Source organism: Rahnella sp. P4_A8 (assembly GCF_056402435.1).
The window spans coordinates 29,510-46,788 of sequence record NZ_JBFUHK010000004.1; the positions used below are offsets into that span (position 1 = coordinate 29,510).

Below are 17,279 nucleotides of genomic sequence, written 5' to 3' on the forward strand. Positions count from 1 at the left end.
CCGCCGTATCTTAATGTTTCCTTCATCTTATCTGCAGATAATAGCGTCAGTTCACTCTGGTTTATCTTTGAGGTATGACATGTTTTCTGTTCCAAAAACGTCTTCTGAGTTCCTGGTTGTTGCCCTCTGTGTTCTGACAGTTGTGGCTTTTTTACAGGCATACTTTGCTTAACAGCCCCGCCTGACCCGCAGCCCCCCTTTCCCGTAAACGGCGCATTCCTTTGGATTGCGCCGTTTGCCTTTGTGCGTCACGCTTAATTGCGCTGAAACGAAACGCCACTTTTTATTTCATTCATAATACAAATATTTACCTGTTCCTCCTTATTGCCTATACTTGAGAATGATCGTTCGCAACCTACATCAGTCACATTATCGGGTATCTCATGCTTCACCCACAACAATGCACTAAAGATGCGCGCATCAGCGCCCGACGCGACCAGATTATTGCCGCCGCCCGCCTGTGTTTTCGCAAGCATGGTTTCCACGGTGCCGGTATGGCTGAAATCGCTAAAACTTCACAGCTCAGTGTGGGGCAGATATACCGCTACTTCGCCAATAAAGATGCGATCATCGAAGATATCGTGCGGCGAATAGTGATGAAAAAAATCAGGCTGATGACCGGCAACGCGCATAATTTGCAGCAGGTGGCTCATAACCTGGCGCACCGTCGGATTGGCAATTTAAGCGCGCCGTATAAAGAAGATCAGTGCATCGAACAAAAAGAGCAGGCCGAAATTGACCACGCGCTGATGCTGGAAGTCGCCGCAGAAGCGACCCGCAATCCGATCGTGGAAAAAATCTGGCGTGACTCCGAAAAACAGCTTTTTAACGAAGCAAAAACGCTCCTCAGTGCCACCTTCCCGCAATTTTCCGATGCTGAAATGACCGCAAAAGTCGAATCATTAGCGGTCATTTGCGAAGGCACGGCTTTTCGTCGCCTGACGACTGTTCACGCCGACGCTGAGATTCTGGAAGCCTTATACCATCGCTACTTCCGGAGCCTCTTCGAAACGGATTTAACCACCAGCAAACTGGAATAAACTTTTACCATGAGCGCTCACCTGCACGAAAAACGCCTCGGTTACGCCCTTGTTCTCGGCTCGCTTGCCGCACTCGGGCCGTTATGTACGGATTTATATTTACCGGCATTGCCGGAGATGGCTGGCGACCTGAATACGTCCACCGCCAGCGCGCAGTTAAGCCTGACCGCCGGTTTACTCGGCCTCGGTTTCGGCCAGTTACTGTTCGGCCCGCTAAGCGACCGCTATGGCCGTATGCGCCCGCTGTTATGGTCACTGGCGTTATTGCTGGCTGCCTCGGTCTGGTGTGCGGTGGCACAGGACATCAGTCAGCTGATTGTCGCTCGTCTGTTGCAAGGGATCGCCGGTGCCGGTGGCGCGGTATTGTCACGCGCGGTGGCAAGGGATTTGTATAACGGGCACGAACTGACACGGTTTTTTGCGTTGCTGATGCTGGTGAACGGGCTGGCACCGATCATCGCCCCGGTACTGGGCGGCGCAATGCTGCACTGGGTTAACTGGCGGGGAATATTCGGCGTACTGGCGTTTATTGCCATCTTACTGTTCAGCTTCTCCTCGCTAAAACTGCATGAAACCTTAACGCCCGAACGCCGTTCAGGGGGCGGTATTTTCAGCATGCTGGGCTCGGTATTCAGCCTGCTGAAACATCGTCCGTTTATGGGGCTGTGCCTGACACAGGGCTTTATTATGGCCGGGATGTTCGCGTATATCGGCGCGTCACCTTTTGTGCTGCAACAGATTTACCATCTCAGCCCGCAGATGTTCAGCCTGTGCTTTGCGATTAACGGCATCGGCCTGGTGATTTCCGCACAGGTGTCTACCCGTCTGAGCCGCCGCTTCGGCGAAATGGCGCTGGTCAAGGCCGGTTTGTGCATCGCCGCAGTGGCCTCAGTGGCGCTGGTGATTGCCGCCAGCCTGAATGCGCCACTCGTGATGTTACTGGTGCCGCTGTTCTTCTCGGTGATGGTGATCGGGATTATCAGCCCGAATGCAGGCTCGCTGGCGATGCAAAGTCAGGGGAAAAATGCAGGCAGCGCGTCTGCCCTGCTGGGCGTGTGTATGTTTGCGCTCGGGGCGGTTGCCGTACCGGTAACGGGTTTCGGCAGCCATCCGGCGTTGTCGATGGGGCTGACCATTCTCGGCTGCTACGCGATTGCCATCCTGATGTTCGTGACGCTGGTGCGTAAACCGGCATAAGGTTCTGGCGAACGGCAGGCAAAAAAAAACCCGCTTCGGCGGGTTTTTCAATAAATCGGCTAAAGTCAGATAGCGATAACGTTAGCAGCCGACGGGCCTTTGGCACCATTGGTGATTTCGAACTCTACGCGTTGGCCTTCAGCAAGGGTTTTGAAACCGTTGCTGGAAATAGCAGAGAAATGAACGAAAACATCTTTGCTGCCATCTTCAGGGGTAATGAAACCAAAACCTTTAGATTCATTGAACCACTTAACGCTACCTTTAATCTTAGACATCAAACTTACCTTTACGTGAATGTTGGACACAAAATGTGTGTCAAACACAGTACAGCAACAGATTTGGCTTTTGTCCAGAATTCTGATGGCAATAAGCGATAAACCTCTCACTCTTCACCTTCTGCTGCTTTTTTCTGCTGCCAAAAAGCCCCTTAATAGCCTTATGACATCAACCGGTTAGAAGAATGAGTCATCATCATTGTTGAAATCATCAGTGTTGAAGTCATCATTTCCAAACCCCAAATCCGAATTGTCATTACGCAGCGACGCATCTTCCCATGACGGCTGATTGCTGTCGAAACCCTGACTGTTATCGAGGAAGCTGCTGTCGGCAGGATTGAGATCCTGCACTGGCGGTTCTTCGATGATATTGACGATTTCCTGCGGCTGGCTGTGATGGAACATGCCGGTCAGCATATCCGCCAGCACCACCCCACCCGCGACGCCCGCCGCCGTGCGCAATGCACTGCCCAGAAAACCCGGCTGCTGGGGTGCAGCTTGTGCCGGTGCCTGCTGTTGCGGCTGTTGGGCATATTGCTGTTGCTGAGGCTGACTTCCCCAGCCTTGTGTACCGGGAATGGGCTGGCTGCCCTGCGACGCCTGGCGTTGCGGTTCAGGCTGAGACGTGCCACCGCCAAACAAGCCAGCCAGAAAACCGGTGCTTTGCGGTTTGGCCGTCTGCGCCTGTTGTTGCAACTGCTGAACCTGCTGTTGCAATTCTTGTACCTGCGCATTCAGTTTGGTCAGCGCCGCTTCCTGAATAATCATTGCCTGCGCCATGTAATACGGGGCAGATGGCTGCTGACGAATATGGGCCTGAATCACACGTTCAGCTTCCGCATCACGCGGTGCCGTGTTGGACTCAGCCTGTTGTAAGCGACTAAAAAGCCCGTCAATTAAACGCTGTTCTTCAGATTGCATAAATTCACCTTGTTGATATGTCGTACTGCGTCAGGAGCGACGCCGGTCGGCGTTATTCAGATACAGTAATACAGTTAGTTTTTTGTATAAATTAACGGAGTGTCAACAAATGTGACGGAGGTAAAGTTAGTGCAGAAAGCGCGCAGAGGGATTGAAAAACCGCCTGCGGGGCCACAGGCGGGGGAATTATCAGCACTTACTTTTTCGGTGTCCAGCCAAGGATGAAATCCTGATCCGGCAGGTTGGTATAGTTACGTACGATGTCGTGGTAAGTCTTCGCCGGGTCCAGATCTTTAAACTGTTGCGGATAAATAAACTTCGCCAGATATTCCATCCCGACAATGTTATACGGATGGTTGTAGAACTGGTGATAAATACCGTAAACGTGGCCCGCATTCACCGCAGGGATTTGCGCCACGCCGGTGCGTGAAAGCAACACTTTGGCTTCTTTATCCACATCCGCTTCATCTGCACCGTAGCCAAACGGCAGAATATGCGTCACAGAGCCACTTTTCGGACGTGCCGAACCGGTCATGATGTAAACGTCCGGCTTCATGCTGATCACCTGTTCCAGAGAAACGGTGCCTGATGCGCCCGGCAGGAGGCTGGAACCGATGTTATTGGCATCTACCGCCTGGATCAGTTTTCCCCATCCCGCATTACCGTGTGTGAAACAGCAGGAGTCGTCGCGACCGGCAATTGGCTCGATAAACACATTCGGCCTGGTTTTAATCGCCTCTGCGGCTTTCTGAATAGCCTGGAAATGCTGGTTATAGAACGTGGTGTAGGCGCGGGCGTTATCCTCCTTATTCATCACTTTGCCGAGCAGATCAATACTTGGCGCGGTGTTTTTTGCCGGATCCAGTTCGTAATCGACAAACAGTACAGGGATGTGCAACGCGGCGAGTTTATCCAGCACCCCGGCCTGCGCCAGTGAATCTTTCGCCCGCATCTGCGCAATCATCAGATCTGGTTTTTTAGCGATCACCGTTTCCAGATCCACCTGCCCTTTGTCGCTGAATCCCATATCGAGGATTTTCGCCGATTCAGGCCATTTGCTTTTCAGCATCTCCCAGGTGCCGCTGTCAGTTTTCTTCAGCAGGTTATTCCAGGCCACCACATGCTGAAAAGGATTGGCTTTATCCAGCACCGCCAGCGCCAGAAGGTCGCGCCCGTCCTGCAAAATGACCCGTTGCGGCGCTTTATCGATGGTGACTTTCTGACCGGCTATGTCCGTGACCGTCAGCGGATACGTGGTAGCAAAACTGGCAAAGGAGGCCGCCATCAGACCGGCAACAGACAGCACGCGAGCAGTATTCTTTAACATGCGATTACCCGAAAATGAGAATGAATGAAAAATGATTTTGATAATTGTTATCAACAGAAGTCAAAATAATAAACAAGGAAAGGTGAAGGGGGCAACGTTTTTAAAGCGGACAGAGGGAGTTAAAACATGTCGAAATATTAACGGGATACCACAGAGGCATCCCGTTTTTCATCAGACTCTCGCGGGCAATATCAGCCGCTGGCTTTGTCACGGCCAATAAAGTGCAGCAGAAATTCGCTCACCATCACCCGTTTAAACGCGGACTGTTTTTTGTCAGCCGCGGCGCTGTGACCGCCGTCAGTATTCTCGTAAAAATAGACCTGCGGGATACCCAGCGCCTGCATTTTCGCGGCCATTTTACGTGCATGGTCAGGCCCGACGCGGTCATCGCTGGTCGCCGTTGAGAACAATACCGGCGGATATTTTTTTGCCGGATCGATATTGTGATACGGCGAAAATTCACGGATAAACGCCCATTCTTCCGGTTTCTGCGGGTCGCCGTATTCAGCAATCCACGAAGCACCAGCCGAGATTTGCGTGTACCGGTACATATCCAGCAGCGCCACTTCACACACGATGGCCCCGAATAATTCCGGGTAGCGTGTCAGCATATTGCCGACCAGTAAACCGCCGTTGCTGCCGCCTTGCGCCGCCAGATGGGCCGGTGAGGTGATCTTGCTGGCAATCAGCGCCTTCGCCACGGACGCGAAATCTTCGTAAGCGCGCAGACGTTTTTCTTTCAGCGCCGCTTTATGCCATTCCGGCCCGTATTCGCCACCGCCACGGATATTTGCCACCACAAACACGCCGCCGCGATCCAGCCACGACACACCGCTGACCCCGAGATAATACGGCTCAAGGGAGACTTCGAAACCACCGTAGCCATAAAGCAGCGTCGGGTTCCTGCCGTCATACGCCACATCTTTGCGCGAGATGACAAAATACGGCACGCGGGTACCGTCGTCGGACACCGCGAAATGCTGGCTGACCTGATAACGGGTGGCATCAAAATGCGACGGATCTTGTTTCAGCAGTTCGGCTTCCACGTCCGCGCCACTATCCAGATTTCCGAGCGACAAACTGGCCGGTTGCAGGAAACCGCTGACACTCATGAAATATTCATTGGTCTCATCATCCACGCCCCACGCATTGATTTTGCTCAGCTCCGGCACTTTACCGAACGGCTCACGCTGCCAGTCGCCGTCTTTTGGCGTCAGCACTTCAAGCCGGTTGACGACATCACGCGTGATACTGAGGATGATATGATCACGGGTGTAGGAATAGCCGTTGAGCTGGTCACGGGTTGCCGTCACGCCGCTGAGAGAAGAATGCGCACCCGGCATAAACAGAGGTTTCAGCGTGCGATCGCCTGCCATAAAAGCGTCAAAATTCATGGTCAGCAACGAACCGGACGGCCAGCTTTCGCCGTTCACCTGCCATTCACTTGAAGGCTGGATCAGGATCCACTCGCGCCAGCTACTGAATTTGGCATCCGCCGGCAGATCGATTTTGATTAAGTTTTTGTCGTCATCAAGCAGGAACACTTCACGGTGATAGAAGTCGGTGACACGCACCACATAATTGCGCTCAAACCCTTTGGTGGCATCGCTATAACCCGCCGCCATCATGTCTGTCTTTTCTGCGCTGAACACCGTGACCGCTTCGCACAGCGGTGTACCACGCTGCCAGATTTTGACGATGCGCGGATAACCGGAACCGGTCATTGAGCCTTCACCAAAATCAGTGGCGACAAACAAATGGTCGCGGTCAATCCAGCTGATGCGGCTTTTCGCGACCGGCAAATAAAAACCGTCCGGCACAAAATCCTGAGTGATTAAATCAAACTCGCGCACTTCAGAGGCATCACCGCCATCCGGCGACAGCACTAACAACGCACGCCCGAAATCCGGTTTTAAATTCCAGAAACCGTGAAACACCCACTCCTTCCCTTCGGCTTTACCCAGCGCATCGATATCCAGTACGGTGTGCCATTGAGGTTCGGCTTTACGGAATTCATCAAGCGTGGTCTTGCGTAAAATGCCTTTCGGGTTCTTCGCGTCCTGCCAGAAGTTGTACCAGTCGTTGCCACATTTCCACACGCCGGGGATTTGATCCGGCGAATTCAGGCCTTCCAGCACTTTCTCCCGCAGCGGCTCAAAATCGTGACCCTGCGTAAACGCTGCCAGCGTGATGGCATTTTGCTCACGCGCCCATTCAAGGGCTTTTTCGTTGCGTAAACCTTCGAGCCAGATGAAATCATCCTGCGGGGGAGTGCCTGAGTCAGTTGTCATGTCATTCTGCTCCTTCAGTCAATACAGCCATTTTGAATGCTTTTACATCAACGCTTTTACTCTCAGCGATAACTTTTACTCTCAAGATAAAAAGTGTCGCTTATCGCTTCAGGAATTTATTGCACCAGGATGCCCTGGATCAGGCTGGCTTTGACAATCGTCACCTGTGAGATATTCAGCGCCTGCATAAAGCCCTCCACCAGCAGTAAATTGCTGACATCGGTCGCGCGGTATTCGCCGGTAAGTTCACTGTCCCCTTTCCATACCTGATTTTTCGACACGCGTTCTACATCAGCCAGACTGTAAGTATTGTTCGCCGGATGGATCTGGTCTTTCAGCGAAAAACCATGAACGCCGCCGATACCAATCACCCGGCGGGTTTGCGCATCCTGTTTGATTTGAGGACTGACGTGCGTCCTCGCGTAGAAATTCACGTAACGCAGCACCGTATTGCGCAGCGATCCAATCGGGTTCGGCGAGGCGGCTTTATCCAGTTCCTGATTTTTAAGCACGCTGATAATGAATTCTTTCAGGGTTACCGATGCCAGTTTGCCCTGATATATATCCGTCACGGGCTGACCGTTTTGTTCGCGGATGGCGGTCATTTGCATTGAGCCGCCGCCGATATCCCAGACCAGCAGATCCTGATTTTTGATGGTGTTGTCATGCAGCGCCGCCTTCGCCGACAGGAAACCCAGCTCCGCCTCCTGCTCCTGAGAAATCACACGAAGCTGGATTTGTGTCTGCTGGTTGAAACGGTCAATGACCTGCTGACCGTTAGCCGCTGAACGAAACACTGCGGTGGCAACGCCGGTAATGCGCTGCGGATGAAAGCTGCGGGCTTTATCGACCATCTGTTTCAGCGCCGTCACGCCCTGTTGTTGCATGGCCTCGCTGATCTGGTTGTTGCCGGATTTGCCCAAATCCTCATTAAAGCCCAGCGGCTTTTGGTCTTCATACAGCACTTTTCCCGGCAGATGTCGGCAAATATCAACCTGCGCCACCTGAATTTTGGTGGTGCCGGATCCCATGTCAATTGCCCCGCGGGTTTCGATACAGTTTTCTGCCAGCACAGAAAATGTGCTCAACGCGAATAAGGTGCCCAGAAAACCCTTTACCCAATAATTCATCTCATCCTGCCCCTGAAAAATAAAAGAAAAGTAGAAAGCATCCAGAAATACCCGTTTTATGGCGGTGATTTCAAGTCTTTTAGTTTCCTTTTACGTTCTGAATAACCTTCTGAAAAATGCAGGATTGTCCTTAAATAATCCATTCTGCGATCTGCATGGTTTCGGCAATCCTTTTTTGTGAGTCACTTCAAGCAATGAAATAACAGGAACGCCTATAAAGAAATCATTACTTTGTCATGACAAAAAATGACAGGGATTTGAGGTAGAAAAGGGAAACGAAAATCAGGCAGCCACAGAAAAGGAGTGAATGTATGGAATGGAAGATCATCGACATCCTGAATATCCCGCAGACCGGACTGAAATATATCTGTATCCAGGCTTTTAAAAACCTGAAGCTGATTTTGTCCGTAGACAATGATTTTAAGCTGCAAACCGGCGATACCTTAGAGATTACGCCGGAGGGCTATTCACTGAACCGTCATCAGGCACAGAGCCTGAAAATTCACCGAATGATGCCGTATTGTCAGCAACGCTGGCAGTCGCTTTCCATTCAATAAATGGGTTTACACGCACGTCAGCCATAGAAAAGCCGGCATTCAACTGACCGGCTTTTTCTTTTGTTCACGTCGCTGATCCGAAATGCCGTCGTGATCACCAAATTGTTGCTCAGGTACATCCACCCAGCGGTCTTTGCGCGTCGCTTCATATTCCTGATTCAGAGGGTAATAAATCCGGTTTTCCGGCTTATTTGCCTCCCCCACCACCAGCAGTCGCACTTCCTCATCGCTGTTATTAATGAAGGTGTGACAGATACCGGTGCCGTGCGGAAAGGCCACGGCATCGCCCGGTTTCAGCGGATGCAGATGGCCGTTAATCCACGCGTCAGGATACCCTTCCAGCACGTACACAAATTCATCTTCCGCACTTTCCGCATGGGCGTAACAGGTACGACGCCCCGGTAATAAACGTTCGTGATGAATACCAATTTTCGTCAGGCCAAGCGCTCTGCCGAGCGGTGCGCCAATCGACATCAGTTCATCATCGCCGGGATAATTGCCGTCGTCTGGACCTTCAAGCTCGGTCCAGTGTCGGATAAAATCAGGTCTTTCCTTGCTCATAAAATCTCCGGATAACATTGCCAATAGTCAATTTTAGTACAGCGAAGGCGACTTCTGCTGCATCGAGTACGGACTTTGCGTCTGCGCAATATTTTTAGGCAGACAGGCAAATCTTATGTGTACCTTCTCGCCGTCGTTGCTTTCACCCAGCGTCTGGAATTTGCCGCTACAAAAATCGAAGATCTTTTTGTAGGTATCCGCGCGACGCTGCCGCTCAAGGATTGAAAACACGGATGTCGTATAACTTGCTTCGCCCTGCGTAAACGACGGGTCAAAATTGGCCGGGCGATAGGTAGCATCACCAACCGGTTTATCGATAGATGAACAGCCTGCCAGCAAACCTGCGGCGACGGCCGCAGCGACCCACATTATGGTGATATTTTTCATTACTCATCCCGGAAAACGTTAACGTTATTCAGTGTAGCTGAGCAGAAGTATCTGTCCTGCTCACGCTGCCAATACTGTTTTTGCCATTTTGTTTCACATTCACCAATGCCCGTTCGGCAGCCGCCAGCCACTGGTTATAATCTTCATGATTGCGGGATGTCGCCACGCCGATACTCAGCGAACACTGGAAACCGGAATCCTGCGATAAGCGGATTTCTGAGGTTTTCAGTAATAACCGGTAACCCACGGCATACGCTTCTTCTTCAGAAACCCCCGGCAGGATCACCACAAATTCATCGCCCCCCAGAATAGCCGGGAAATCATTTTGCCCGGTTTCCTGCCGTAAAATCGCTGACACCGAGCGCAACACATAATCCCCCGCTTCGCGCCCGAACAAATCATTTACCATTTTCAGGTCATCAACGCCCAGCACCATCAGGCAGGATAAATCATGTTTTGCGCGTTCAAACTCCAGCATCAGACGCCGGTCGAGTAACCGCCTGTTAGGCAAACCGAGAAAAGGATCCATCAGGGCGGCCTTTTCCAGCTCGTGTTGTTTATCCCGCAGCTTTCTGGAAATGGAATAATTCGCTGCACTGAAAGCAATAATATAAATCGTGGAAAGCGGCAACGTCAGCCACAACGTCCGGTCAGTGACGGTGAAATAAAACGTCATTCCCGACAACAGCCAGCAGACAATAAAACCGGCGCAATAAAACAGCGCAGCGCGGCGCAGCAACTGCCAGCCACCGGCAGAAAAACGGTCAGCGATGAGAATAGCCGTAATAATGGCCGACGGCAGCGGACAAACGCCCATCAGCGCAACCCAGGCTCCCCCCGCGATGGCATCAAATGCCAGATTTCGGAATTCCGCCTGATTAGGGTGATTTGAGCGTTGTGAAATCAGCATAGCGACATGCGGCCAGACAAAGGCATTCAGCGCCAGCAGGCTGATGGCGATCCAGGAAGCATTGCGTTCAAGAAGGACAGAAAACACAGGAAAAAAGCAGAGAAAAGTGCCAAGTATCCGCATTAAGTACATTCGCCGTAAGAAGCGCTCTGAGCGCTCACGGACGAGACTTTCACCTGGAGAATAATATGGCATACGGGAAACGGCTCTTGAGTTGATTTCTATTTATATTAGTCGAGTTACTTATCTCAGAGCTACTGAAAGCGATAATTTTAATGCGCCGAACAACGGGGGTTTTTAGCGTTAAATAAGACAGGTTAATGGTTAACCAGAGAATTTAGGATAAAAATTCGGAAATACAGAAATAACTGTATCGATTTTATGCAGTCACAATATATTGCCACAAAAAAGGCGGCTTTTACGCCGCCCTTTTGAGCAAAGGTTATATAAATTCCACCAGGACAGGTGATTACTTACTGTACTGCGCGTCCGTCACCTTTTCCATCCACTCAACCGGACTGCCGTTCAGGGACTCGGCAATCGCGATGTGCGTCATGGCATTCTCCGGGGTCGCGCCGTGCCAGTGTTTCACCCCTTCCGGGATCCACACGATATCGCCCACATTCATTTCGCGAATTTCGCCGCCCTCCTCCTGCAACCAGCCACGGCCTTGTGTGATGATCAACGTCTGACCCAGCGGATGCGTGTGCCAGGCGGTACGCGCACCCGGTTCAAAGGTCACGATTGCGCCACCGACACGGGCAGAGGCAGTGCCGCTGAACGGCGAGTCGATACGCACCTTGCCGGTGAAGTAATTTTCCGGGCCGTTTTGTGAAGGGACAGAACCACTTTTGGTAATTTTCATTTTATCAGTCATTTCATTCTCCGCCTGGGGGACTGCTGCTGGAAAGTTCGTCATGTCATAAACAATAGCGCCGTTCGTTTATGACGACCAGAGGGCAAAATATGAAAGGAGCTATGAGATAAATTCATAAGTCAGCACGCGCGGCAGGACAGCGATATAAAAATAACAATAAAGATCACGATTTGATCACAATCATCTCTAAAAAACGGACACTTATTTCAGGAAGATAATTAATTGATTTTATTTAAATTTTGTCTCATTCTGTTCGCACTTTAAGAAATATTGTATTTTTTGCATTTGCAGCCCGCCTCAGAGCGGGCTTTTTTATGTCGGAGAGACGGTCAGGTAAACATTACGTCAGTTTCCGCACCACCTTGCAGGGGTTTCCACAGGCAACCACGCCCGCTGGCACCGGTCGCGTGACCACACTTCCGGCGCCAATCGTGCAACCATCGCCAAGGGTCACGCCGGGCAAAATCACGCATCCGCCGCCAATCCAGACATCGTTGCCAATAGTGACTGGCCGGGCGCTGCCAATATGTTCACGACGTAAATCAATATCCAGCGGATGCTGTGCGGTATAAATTTGCACATCAGGGCCGATAAAAACGTTATTCCCTATTGTGACCGGCGCGCAATCAAGTAACACAAAATTAAAATTGATGAAAACATTATTGCCGATTCGGGTATTTATGCCGTAATCAATGCGCATGCCTTTTTCAAAATGGACATTGCTGCCCACTTCCCCAAATATTTCCCTGATCAGGGCATCTTTCTCCGCCGTCTGACGGGCGCTCAGCGCATTAAATCCATCCACTTTATCGCGGGTCTGATAACGAATTTCACGTAATTCGTTATCATTAATATAGTAATCCAGCCCGCTGGTCATTTTGAGTAAGTCGCGCATCAACTGTTCCCTGATATTGTTCACATCCACAATGAATCACCGGCGTGTTTACTGCCCGATATCGCGCAGTTTTTTTCCGGACATAAGGTTTCTTTCTATTTGCTCCAGCGTGACGTTTTTCGTTTCCGGTATCAGGATGAAAGTGATCACCACGAACACCACGTTCAGCGCGGTGTACAGCCAGAATGTCCCTGCTGCACCGATATTGTCCATCAGCGTCAGGAAAGTAGCGCCGATAATCATGTTCGAAATCCAGTTGGTGGTGGTCGAACAGGTGATACCAAAATCACGGCTTTTCAGCGGCTGAATTTCAGAACACAGGATCCATACCACCGGCGCCGCACTCATGGCGTAACCGGCAATACACATCATGGTCATACCGACCGACAGCCAGGAAAGCGCGGCACCGGCCGTGCCCTGATTGAATTGCTGAAGACAATATCCCAGCACCAGCGTGCCGAGCGCAATCACGCTAAAGCCAATTTTCAGTGCCGGTTTGCGTCCCGCTTTATCAACCATGCCGATGGCAATAAACGTCGCGAGCACAAACGTCAGACCGACAATAATCGTGGCGATCATCTGCTGGCGTGTACTGGTAAATCCCGCCAGATTAAAAATCTTCGGCGCGTAATACATGATGATATTCATGCCGGTAAACTGCTGCATCGCCTGCAACAACATGCCTAAGCCGACGGCCCGGCGCACATTACTGTTGGCTTTAAATAATTCCCATCCGCCCTGTTTCAGTTTCAGGCTTTCACGGATTTCATTCAGTTCCTGGCGGGCCTTTTCCGAGGTATCACGCAGCATTCTCAGCACACGCTCGGCCTCAATATGCTGCCCTTTGGCGGCCAGCCAGCGCGGGCTGTTTGGTAAAAAACACACCGCAATCATCAGCACAAACGCCGGAATCGCCAGCACGCCCAGCATTGCGCGCCAGTCACCGCTGCTGCTGAATGCGGTATCAGAAAGGAAAGCCAGCAAAATGCCGATCGTCACCATCAGCTGATACATGGCAATCATCTTGCCGCGAATGGTTTCTGACGCCATTTCAGACAGATACAGCGGTGCGGTGTAGGACGCAATGCCGACAGCAAAACCGAGGATCAGGCGCGACACCATCAGGATTTCAATGCTGGAAGCGAAGGCGGAGCCGAGAGAACCGAGAATAAACAACAGCGCTGCCGCCATCAGGCTGTATTTGCGTCCCAGCCGGAAAGAGAGCCAGCCATTGGCCAGCGCACCGAACGCTGCGCCGAGCATCATGATGCTGACAACCCATTCCTGCTGGCGGCTGCTCAGCACAAAATGCTCAGTAATAAAGGGAAGCGCACCAGAAATCACACCAATATCGAGACCGAATAACAGCCCCGCCATCGCCGCCGCAAAAGACACAAACAGGTTCATCACTTTGGTGTTTTTGAGCGAACTTTCAGTCAGTTTAACCACATCAGATGACGACATTTTTTTCTCCGGAAAGGGGGAATACAGCAACGGACATCAGAAAAAAATCATTCAGCCATTACGATAAGCACAAGTGCCCTGTGGGGTGAGAGCAGGAAAGGCACATATATACACAATCGTGCTGCACCGGACTTTCTGTGATCGGGATCACTGGGGAGAAGATGGCGGCGATATGGTGCAGGGGAATAAAAGTCAGGCAGAACCGATCCTTGCGAGATATCTTCCAAATCTGATTACAACTCCCTGTAAATGCATCCAGCCGGTTTCTTTGCTTCGGCAGCAGGAATAAAGTCTCCTTGCTGCGGCAAAATCCGCAGCCGGAATTAGCGTTCCGAAAGACATAACTAGGCGACATTGTGTAATAATGCCGCGCACTTTGATTCACCCTAAATAATGGTGGCTCAGGTGGGGGCTTCGAAAGAAGCACCGGTTTTCCTAGTGTGTCCGGTACGCTAACCCCGTCTGAGCTGCCACCCAAGTTTAGCGTCTTGTGTTGCAGTCATTTAATCATCTAGGAGGTTTTAAAATGACGAACACCGAAACTGCTTTCTCTGAAAACTCAATCACCGTCTTCCGCTCACTGATCGCCGAGCTGGATTTCAGCCGCTTCAAAGATGCTCAGCTTTACGATCTCAGCGCGCTGGCGTCGGACTCTGCCGAAGGATTGTGCCACGGCCTGCTGTGCCTGAGCGAAGGGCTGGAGAATGGTGAGATATTACCGCCGGAAGGTATCCCGCAGGTCAGCGCCTATCTCAAGGCGACCGCGCATTTATTACCCGTATTGTTTGAGCTGAGTGAACGGGCGAATGACAGCTTAGGGAAAGCGGGAAAAGTGAGTCCTGCCGCGATTAACTGACAGGTATCAGACATGAAAAGGCCCGCCGCACTGTTCTGGCGGGCTTTAAAGCACCCACTCTCCCCACATCCTTTAATCCGGAAAATTTTTTACTTTTCAGTTTGCACTGAGTCGTGTCTGGCGTCAGGATTTACCCTGATTCCCCATTGGCAGTGATAAAGGCTTATCGATAATGACGACTCAGACACCTAAAACGCCGGTTGCGGCAGGGACAATTTTTAGCGCAGCCGGTCTGCAATTTCTGAATAAACTCGCGCAAAACAACACCCGGGACTGGTTTAAGGCTAATCAGGACGAATACGAGAATACGCTGAGAACGCCCGCGCTGCGCTTTATCGAGCAAATGCAGCCAGAGATTATTGCCATTTCCCCGAGACTGACTGCTGTCGCGAAAAAAGTGGGGGGCAGCCTGATGCGCCCGCAGCGCGACAGCCGGTTCAGCAAAGATAAAACGCCGTATAAAACCAATGTCGGCATTCAGTTTCGTCATTTCCAGGGCAAAGATGTGCACGCACCCGGCCTCTATCTGCACATCGCCGAAGACGGTTGTTTTATTGCGGCAGGGATCTGGCACCCGGAATCAAAAGCGTTAAACGCGATTCGCGCCTGTATTGATGAGAACCCGAATGCCTATCAGAAAGCGCTCAAGACATTGCACGATAACGGGTTTGTGATGGACGGCGACAGTCTGAGTCGTCCGCCAAGAGGCTACGACAAAAACCACCCGCTGTTAGCTGAATTAAAACGCAAAGATTTTATCGCGATTAAAAACATCGCCTTTGAAGATCTGTGCAAGCCAGATGTTATTGATTTTTGCGCAGAGCAGTTCAGACATTGCGCGCCGTTGATGTCCTATCTGTGTTTTGCACTTGAGCTGGACTTCTGAAGCTGATGAGACGACAGGTTTACCCTGCCCGGTGAAGTGCGAAGCATTCTTGACACCTGAAACAGCCAAAATTATATTTTCACTGTCATGACAGCAACCGGCCAGAGGCCTCGTGGTTGAATGCGCTGGCCGGTTTGCTAAATCCCTTTCCCCTGACAGCATGTGTACTGTTGCGCTCAGGGCTGTGATGTTCTGCTCATTTCAACCCGGCTAGCGGACCGGGCTTTGGTGCGTGTAACCCACTACTCTCTAAGACCTTCTATCGCCTGACACAATGCATCATTAGGCTTACCTGTTATTGTCACAGCTGATTGTTGAACACGCTCTAAACGACTGGCAATTCTAGAGCGACTTATCTCTTCCCCATTCTGAGCAAGCATAAAGCAACATTCACCTACCATCCTGCACGCTTCTTCAAAAACGGGATTCAAAATCTCCATAAAACCTCCAAACGGACTAAAAAAACCCCCGTAGAGTAGCTGAAGATTTCAGAAAAAATTTTTCCATTAGAAAAATTAACAATCATCTCTGAATGCGCATCAAAACGGTTTTAGCTGACAACAGATCGTCTGCCAGCCCCAGGCATTATTTTGCACTGACGAAAATCCCCCTGACAGGGTGAGTTCAATCGATAGCTGCAACTTGTTCAGCTTCGCACGCGGCAACGTTCAGCCGCGAACACTAGCCGATGATAAACGCAGTGCTGATTCGCTTTGCGTTGAATCAGAATCGCAGGCCGTTAAATCCGCCCGTAGAAGGTCATTCTGGCAGACTCAGACAACGAAATATCAGGCTGAGAATTGTAAGCCAAAACCACCAGCATGCGCGTGGTCTCCCCCTCCGTTGGAGTCACACGATGAATCGCATTCCGGCCGCGGAACAGCACCAAATCGCCTGCCTCAATGCCGAGTTTTTTCGGCTCAGTTTGCTTATCCAGTAATTTTTCCACGCCATCAAAATTCATGTCGCCAGCATCAGCGTCGCGTAAGTTCTCAACGTATTCAAACACACCGCCAGCCTGAGGTTTTTGAATCAGCAGGGTGATGGCAAAAGAGGAGTTATCGAAATGCCAGCCCAGCTCCTGGCCTTCGCTGGCGTAATGCAGGTTGATTGAAGAGAGTTTATCAGCGTAAGGATACAGTTGCGCCTCACCCAGCACCGCGCAAAGAAACGCACGAAACACTGGCGCGTTATACAGTGCGCGCAGTGCCGAATCCTGCGGGATCTCTTCATCGGTAATACAGCCCTTTGAGGAAACAATCTGCCGATTTCTTGGATGCGAATCTGGCAGCCCGGCATCAGGTTTCAATAGATAAACATTATGATTATTGCTGGTGTAATAGGCCAGATGGCGATTTTCATCCCCCTCACGCTTAATCGCTTTCAGCGCAGCAGGATTAAGAAAGTCATGCAAGACCAGGGCGCCCTTTTCATTCAGCGTCTGTTTACACTGAGAAAGAAAATTCGTATCCAATATCGGATTCGCCGCGAAATTTACGATCGTATCGAGTTCTTGCATCATTAATTCTCATGAATTATTCAGGGGGAAAATAGTCGCTTCTACTTTAACCAAGTCATTAATAGCTGGGAAATGAAAAATAGTGATCACATTATCGCCATGAATCCCCATTGGGGTAAGTTTGCAAGGGGTTTAGCCGCCTGATGTCTCTCCCTTTGACGCAACACGCAAATATCATATTAAACA

Annotated in this window: 17 protein-coding genes; 5 read left to right on the top strand and 12 right to left on the bottom strand. The window is 50.8% G+C overall.

All coding sequences use genetic code 11. The annotated features are described in order from the left end of the window. Window positions 1-383: 383 nt before the first annotated feature. Both AC1DUO_RS03490 and AC1DUO_RS03495 read left to right on the top strand, forming a co-directional pair. Window positions 384-1,040, top strand: coding sequence for a TetR family transcriptional regulator (locus tag AC1DUO_RS03490; RefSeq protein ID WP_013576513.1), 657 nt, complete (start codon window positions 384-386; stop codon window positions 1,038-1,040). A gap of 9 nt (window positions 1,041-1,049) precedes the next feature. After that, window positions 1,050-2,237 carry a multidrug effflux MFS transporter gene (locus AC1DUO_RS03495; RefSeq protein WP_013576514.1) on the top strand — a complete coding sequence of 396 codons (1,188 nt, stop codon included), beginning with the start codon at window positions 1,050-1,052 and terminating at the stop codon, window positions 2,235-2,237. Window positions 2,238-2,302: 65 nt separating this feature from the next. Here AC1DUO_RS03495 and cspE read toward each other — a convergent pair whose 3' ends face one another. The 5 genes from cspE to AC1DUO_RS03520 form a co-directional block, all read right to left on the bottom strand. After that, complete coding sequence (gene cspE, locus AC1DUO_RS03500; RefSeq protein WP_009636912.1) at window positions 2,303-2,512, bottom strand: transcription antiterminator/RNA stability regulator CspE; 210 nt, start codon at window positions 2,510-2,512, stop codon at window positions 2,303-2,305. A 177-nt stretch (window positions 2,513-2,689) separates the two neighbouring features. After that, window positions 2,690-3,433: a DUF2076 domain-containing protein gene (locus tag AC1DUO_RS03505; RefSeq protein WP_013576515.1), complete on the bottom strand. Its 744-nt coding sequence runs from the start codon at window positions 3,431-3,433 to the stop codon at window positions 2,690-2,692. 196 nt (window positions 3,434-3,629) lie between these two features. Continuing rightward, a complete protein-coding gene (locus AC1DUO_RS03510; protein WP_112198668.1) occupies window positions 3,630-4,760 on the bottom strand; it encodes an ABC transporter substrate-binding protein in 1,131 nt (376 codons plus the stop codon). A gap of 191 nt (window positions 4,761-4,951) precedes the next feature. After that, window positions 4,952-7,051, bottom strand: a complete 2,100-nt coding sequence (locus AC1DUO_RS03515; protein ID WP_013576517.1) for a prolyl oligopeptidase family serine peptidase — start codon at window positions 7,049-7,051, stop codon at window positions 4,952-4,954. Between the two features lie 116 nt (window positions 7,052-7,167). After that, window positions 7,168-8,181, bottom strand: a complete 1,014-nt coding sequence (locus tag AC1DUO_RS03520; protein ID WP_119261860.1) for a Ppx/GppA phosphatase family protein — start codon at window positions 8,179-8,181, stop codon at window positions 7,168-7,170. Window positions 8,182-8,492: 311 nt separating this feature from the next. Here AC1DUO_RS03520 and AC1DUO_RS03525 point away from each other — a divergent pair, with 311 nt between their 5' ends. After that, window positions 8,493-8,738: a hypothetical protein gene (locus AC1DUO_RS03525; protein WP_013576519.1), complete on the top strand. Its 246-nt coding sequence runs from the start codon at window positions 8,493-8,495 to the stop codon at window positions 8,736-8,738. Window positions 8,739-8,777: 39 nt separating this feature from the next. On the opposite strand, the gene AC1DUO_RS03530 is transcribed toward AC1DUO_RS03525, so the two are convergent. The 6 genes from AC1DUO_RS03530 to AC1DUO_RS03555 all read right to left on the bottom strand — a co-directional run bounded on the left by AC1DUO_RS03530 (window position 8,778) and on the right by AC1DUO_RS03555 (window position 13,859). After that, window positions 8,778-9,299, bottom strand: coding sequence for a cupin domain-containing protein (locus tag AC1DUO_RS03530; protein WP_013576520.1), 522 nt, complete (start codon window positions 9,297-9,299; stop codon window positions 8,778-8,780). 33 nt (window positions 9,300-9,332) lie between these two features. Continuing rightward, window positions 9,333-9,686 carry a hypothetical protein gene (locus AC1DUO_RS03535; protein ID WP_013576521.1) on the bottom strand — a complete coding sequence of 118 codons (354 nt, stop codon included), beginning with the start codon at window positions 9,684-9,686 and terminating at the stop codon, window positions 9,333-9,335. Between the two features lie 28 nt (window positions 9,687-9,714). After that, window positions 9,715-10,791 (bottom strand): diguanylate cyclase, encoded by a 1,077-nt coding sequence (locus AC1DUO_RS03540; protein ID WP_037037005.1) that lies wholly within the window; start codon window positions 10,789-10,791, stop codon window positions 9,715-9,717. A 274-nt stretch (window positions 10,792-11,065) separates the two neighbouring features. Beyond that, window positions 11,066-11,461 (bottom strand): (R)-mandelonitrile lyase, encoded by a 396-nt coding sequence (locus AC1DUO_RS03545; protein WP_015690278.1) that lies wholly within the window; start codon window positions 11,459-11,461, stop codon window positions 11,066-11,068. Between the two features lie 352 nt (window positions 11,462-11,813). Next, window positions 11,814-12,368, bottom strand: coding sequence for a sugar O-acetyltransferase (locus tag AC1DUO_RS03550; protein WP_013576524.1), 555 nt, complete (start codon window positions 12,366-12,368; stop codon window positions 11,814-11,816). 48 nt (window positions 12,369-12,416) lie between these two features. Continuing rightward, window positions 12,417-13,859, bottom strand: a complete 1,443-nt coding sequence (locus tag AC1DUO_RS03555; RefSeq protein WP_255425171.1) for a sugar porter family MFS transporter — start codon at window positions 13,857-13,859, stop codon at window positions 12,417-12,419. 499 nt (window positions 13,860-14,358) lie between these two features. Here AC1DUO_RS03555 and AC1DUO_RS03560 point away from each other — a divergent pair, with 499 nt between their 5' ends. Next, a complete protein-coding gene (locus AC1DUO_RS03560; protein ID WP_013576526.1) occupies window positions 14,359-14,688 on the top strand; it encodes a hypothetical protein in 330 nt (109 codons plus the stop codon). A gap of 172 nt (window positions 14,689-14,860) precedes the next feature. Continuing rightward, complete coding sequence (locus tag AC1DUO_RS03565) at window positions 14,861-15,574, top strand: DUF2461 domain-containing protein (RefSeq protein ID WP_013576527.1); 714 nt, start codon at window positions 14,861-14,863, stop codon at window positions 15,572-15,574. Between the two features lie 739 nt (window positions 15,575-16,313). On the opposite strand, the gene AC1DUO_RS03570 is transcribed toward AC1DUO_RS03565, so the two are convergent. Continuing rightward, window positions 16,314-17,093, bottom strand: a complete 780-nt coding sequence (locus AC1DUO_RS03570; protein WP_015690279.1) for a HalD/BesD family halogenase — start codon at window positions 17,091-17,093, stop codon at window positions 16,314-16,316. Between the last annotated feature and the right edge of the window lie 186 nt (window positions 17,094-17,279).

Coding starts and splice junctions, on each gene's coding strand:
- AC1DUO_RS03495 (WP_013576514.1), top strand. CDS start 1,050: ATGAGCGCTCACCTGCACGAAAAACGCCTCGGTTACGCCCTTGTTCTC.
- cspE (WP_009636912.1), bottom strand. CDS start 2,512: ATGTCTAAGATTAAAGGTAGCGTTAAGTGGTTCAATGAATCTAAAGGT.
- AC1DUO_RS03510 (WP_112198668.1), bottom strand. CDS start 4,760: ATGTTAAAGAATACTGCTCGCGTGCTGTCTGTTGCCGGTCTGATGGCG.
- AC1DUO_RS03520 (WP_119261860.1), bottom strand. CDS start 8,181: ATGAATTATTGGGTAAAGGGTTTTCTGGGCACCTTATTCGCGTTGAGC.
- AC1DUO_RS03515 (WP_013576517.1), bottom strand. CDS start 7,051: ATGACAACTGACTCAGGCACTCCCCCGCAGGATGATTTCATCTGGCTC.
- AC1DUO_RS03530 (WP_013576520.1), bottom strand. CDS start 9,299: ATGAGCAAGGAAAGACCTGATTTTATCCGACACTGGACCGAGCTTGAA.
- AC1DUO_RS03545 (WP_015690278.1), bottom strand. CDS start 11,461: ATGAAAATTACCAAAAGTGGTTCTGTCCCTTCACAAAACGGCCCGGAA.
- AC1DUO_RS03490 (WP_013576513.1), top strand. CDS start 384: ATGCTTCACCCACAACAATGCACTAAAGATGCGCGCATCAGCGCCCGA.
- AC1DUO_RS03560 (WP_013576526.1), top strand. CDS start 14,359: ATGACGAACACCGAAACTGCTTTCTCTGAAAACTCAATCACCGTCTTC.
- AC1DUO_RS03525 (WP_013576519.1), top strand. CDS start 8,493: ATGGAATGGAAGATCATCGACATCCTGAATATCCCGCAGACCGGACTG.
- AC1DUO_RS03550 (WP_013576524.1), bottom strand. CDS start 12,368: ATGCGCGACTTACTCAAAATGACCAGCGGGCTGGATTACTATATTAAT.
- AC1DUO_RS03565 (WP_013576527.1), top strand. CDS start 14,861: ATGACGACTCAGACACCTAAAACGCCGGTTGCGGCAGGGACAATTTTT.
- AC1DUO_RS03535 (WP_013576521.1), bottom strand. CDS start 9,686: ATGAAAAATATCACCATAATGTGGGTCGCTGCGGCCGTCGCCGCAGGT.
- AC1DUO_RS03505 (WP_013576515.1), bottom strand. CDS start 3,433: ATGCAATCTGAAGAACAGCGTTTAATTGACGGGCTTTTTAGTCGCTTA.
- AC1DUO_RS03540 (WP_037037005.1), bottom strand. CDS start 10,791: ATGCCATATTATTCTCCAGGTGAAAGTCTCGTCCGTGAGCGCTCAGAG.
- AC1DUO_RS03570 (WP_015690279.1), bottom strand. CDS start 17,093: ATGCAAGAACTCGATACGATCGTAAATTTCGCGGCGAATCCGATATTG.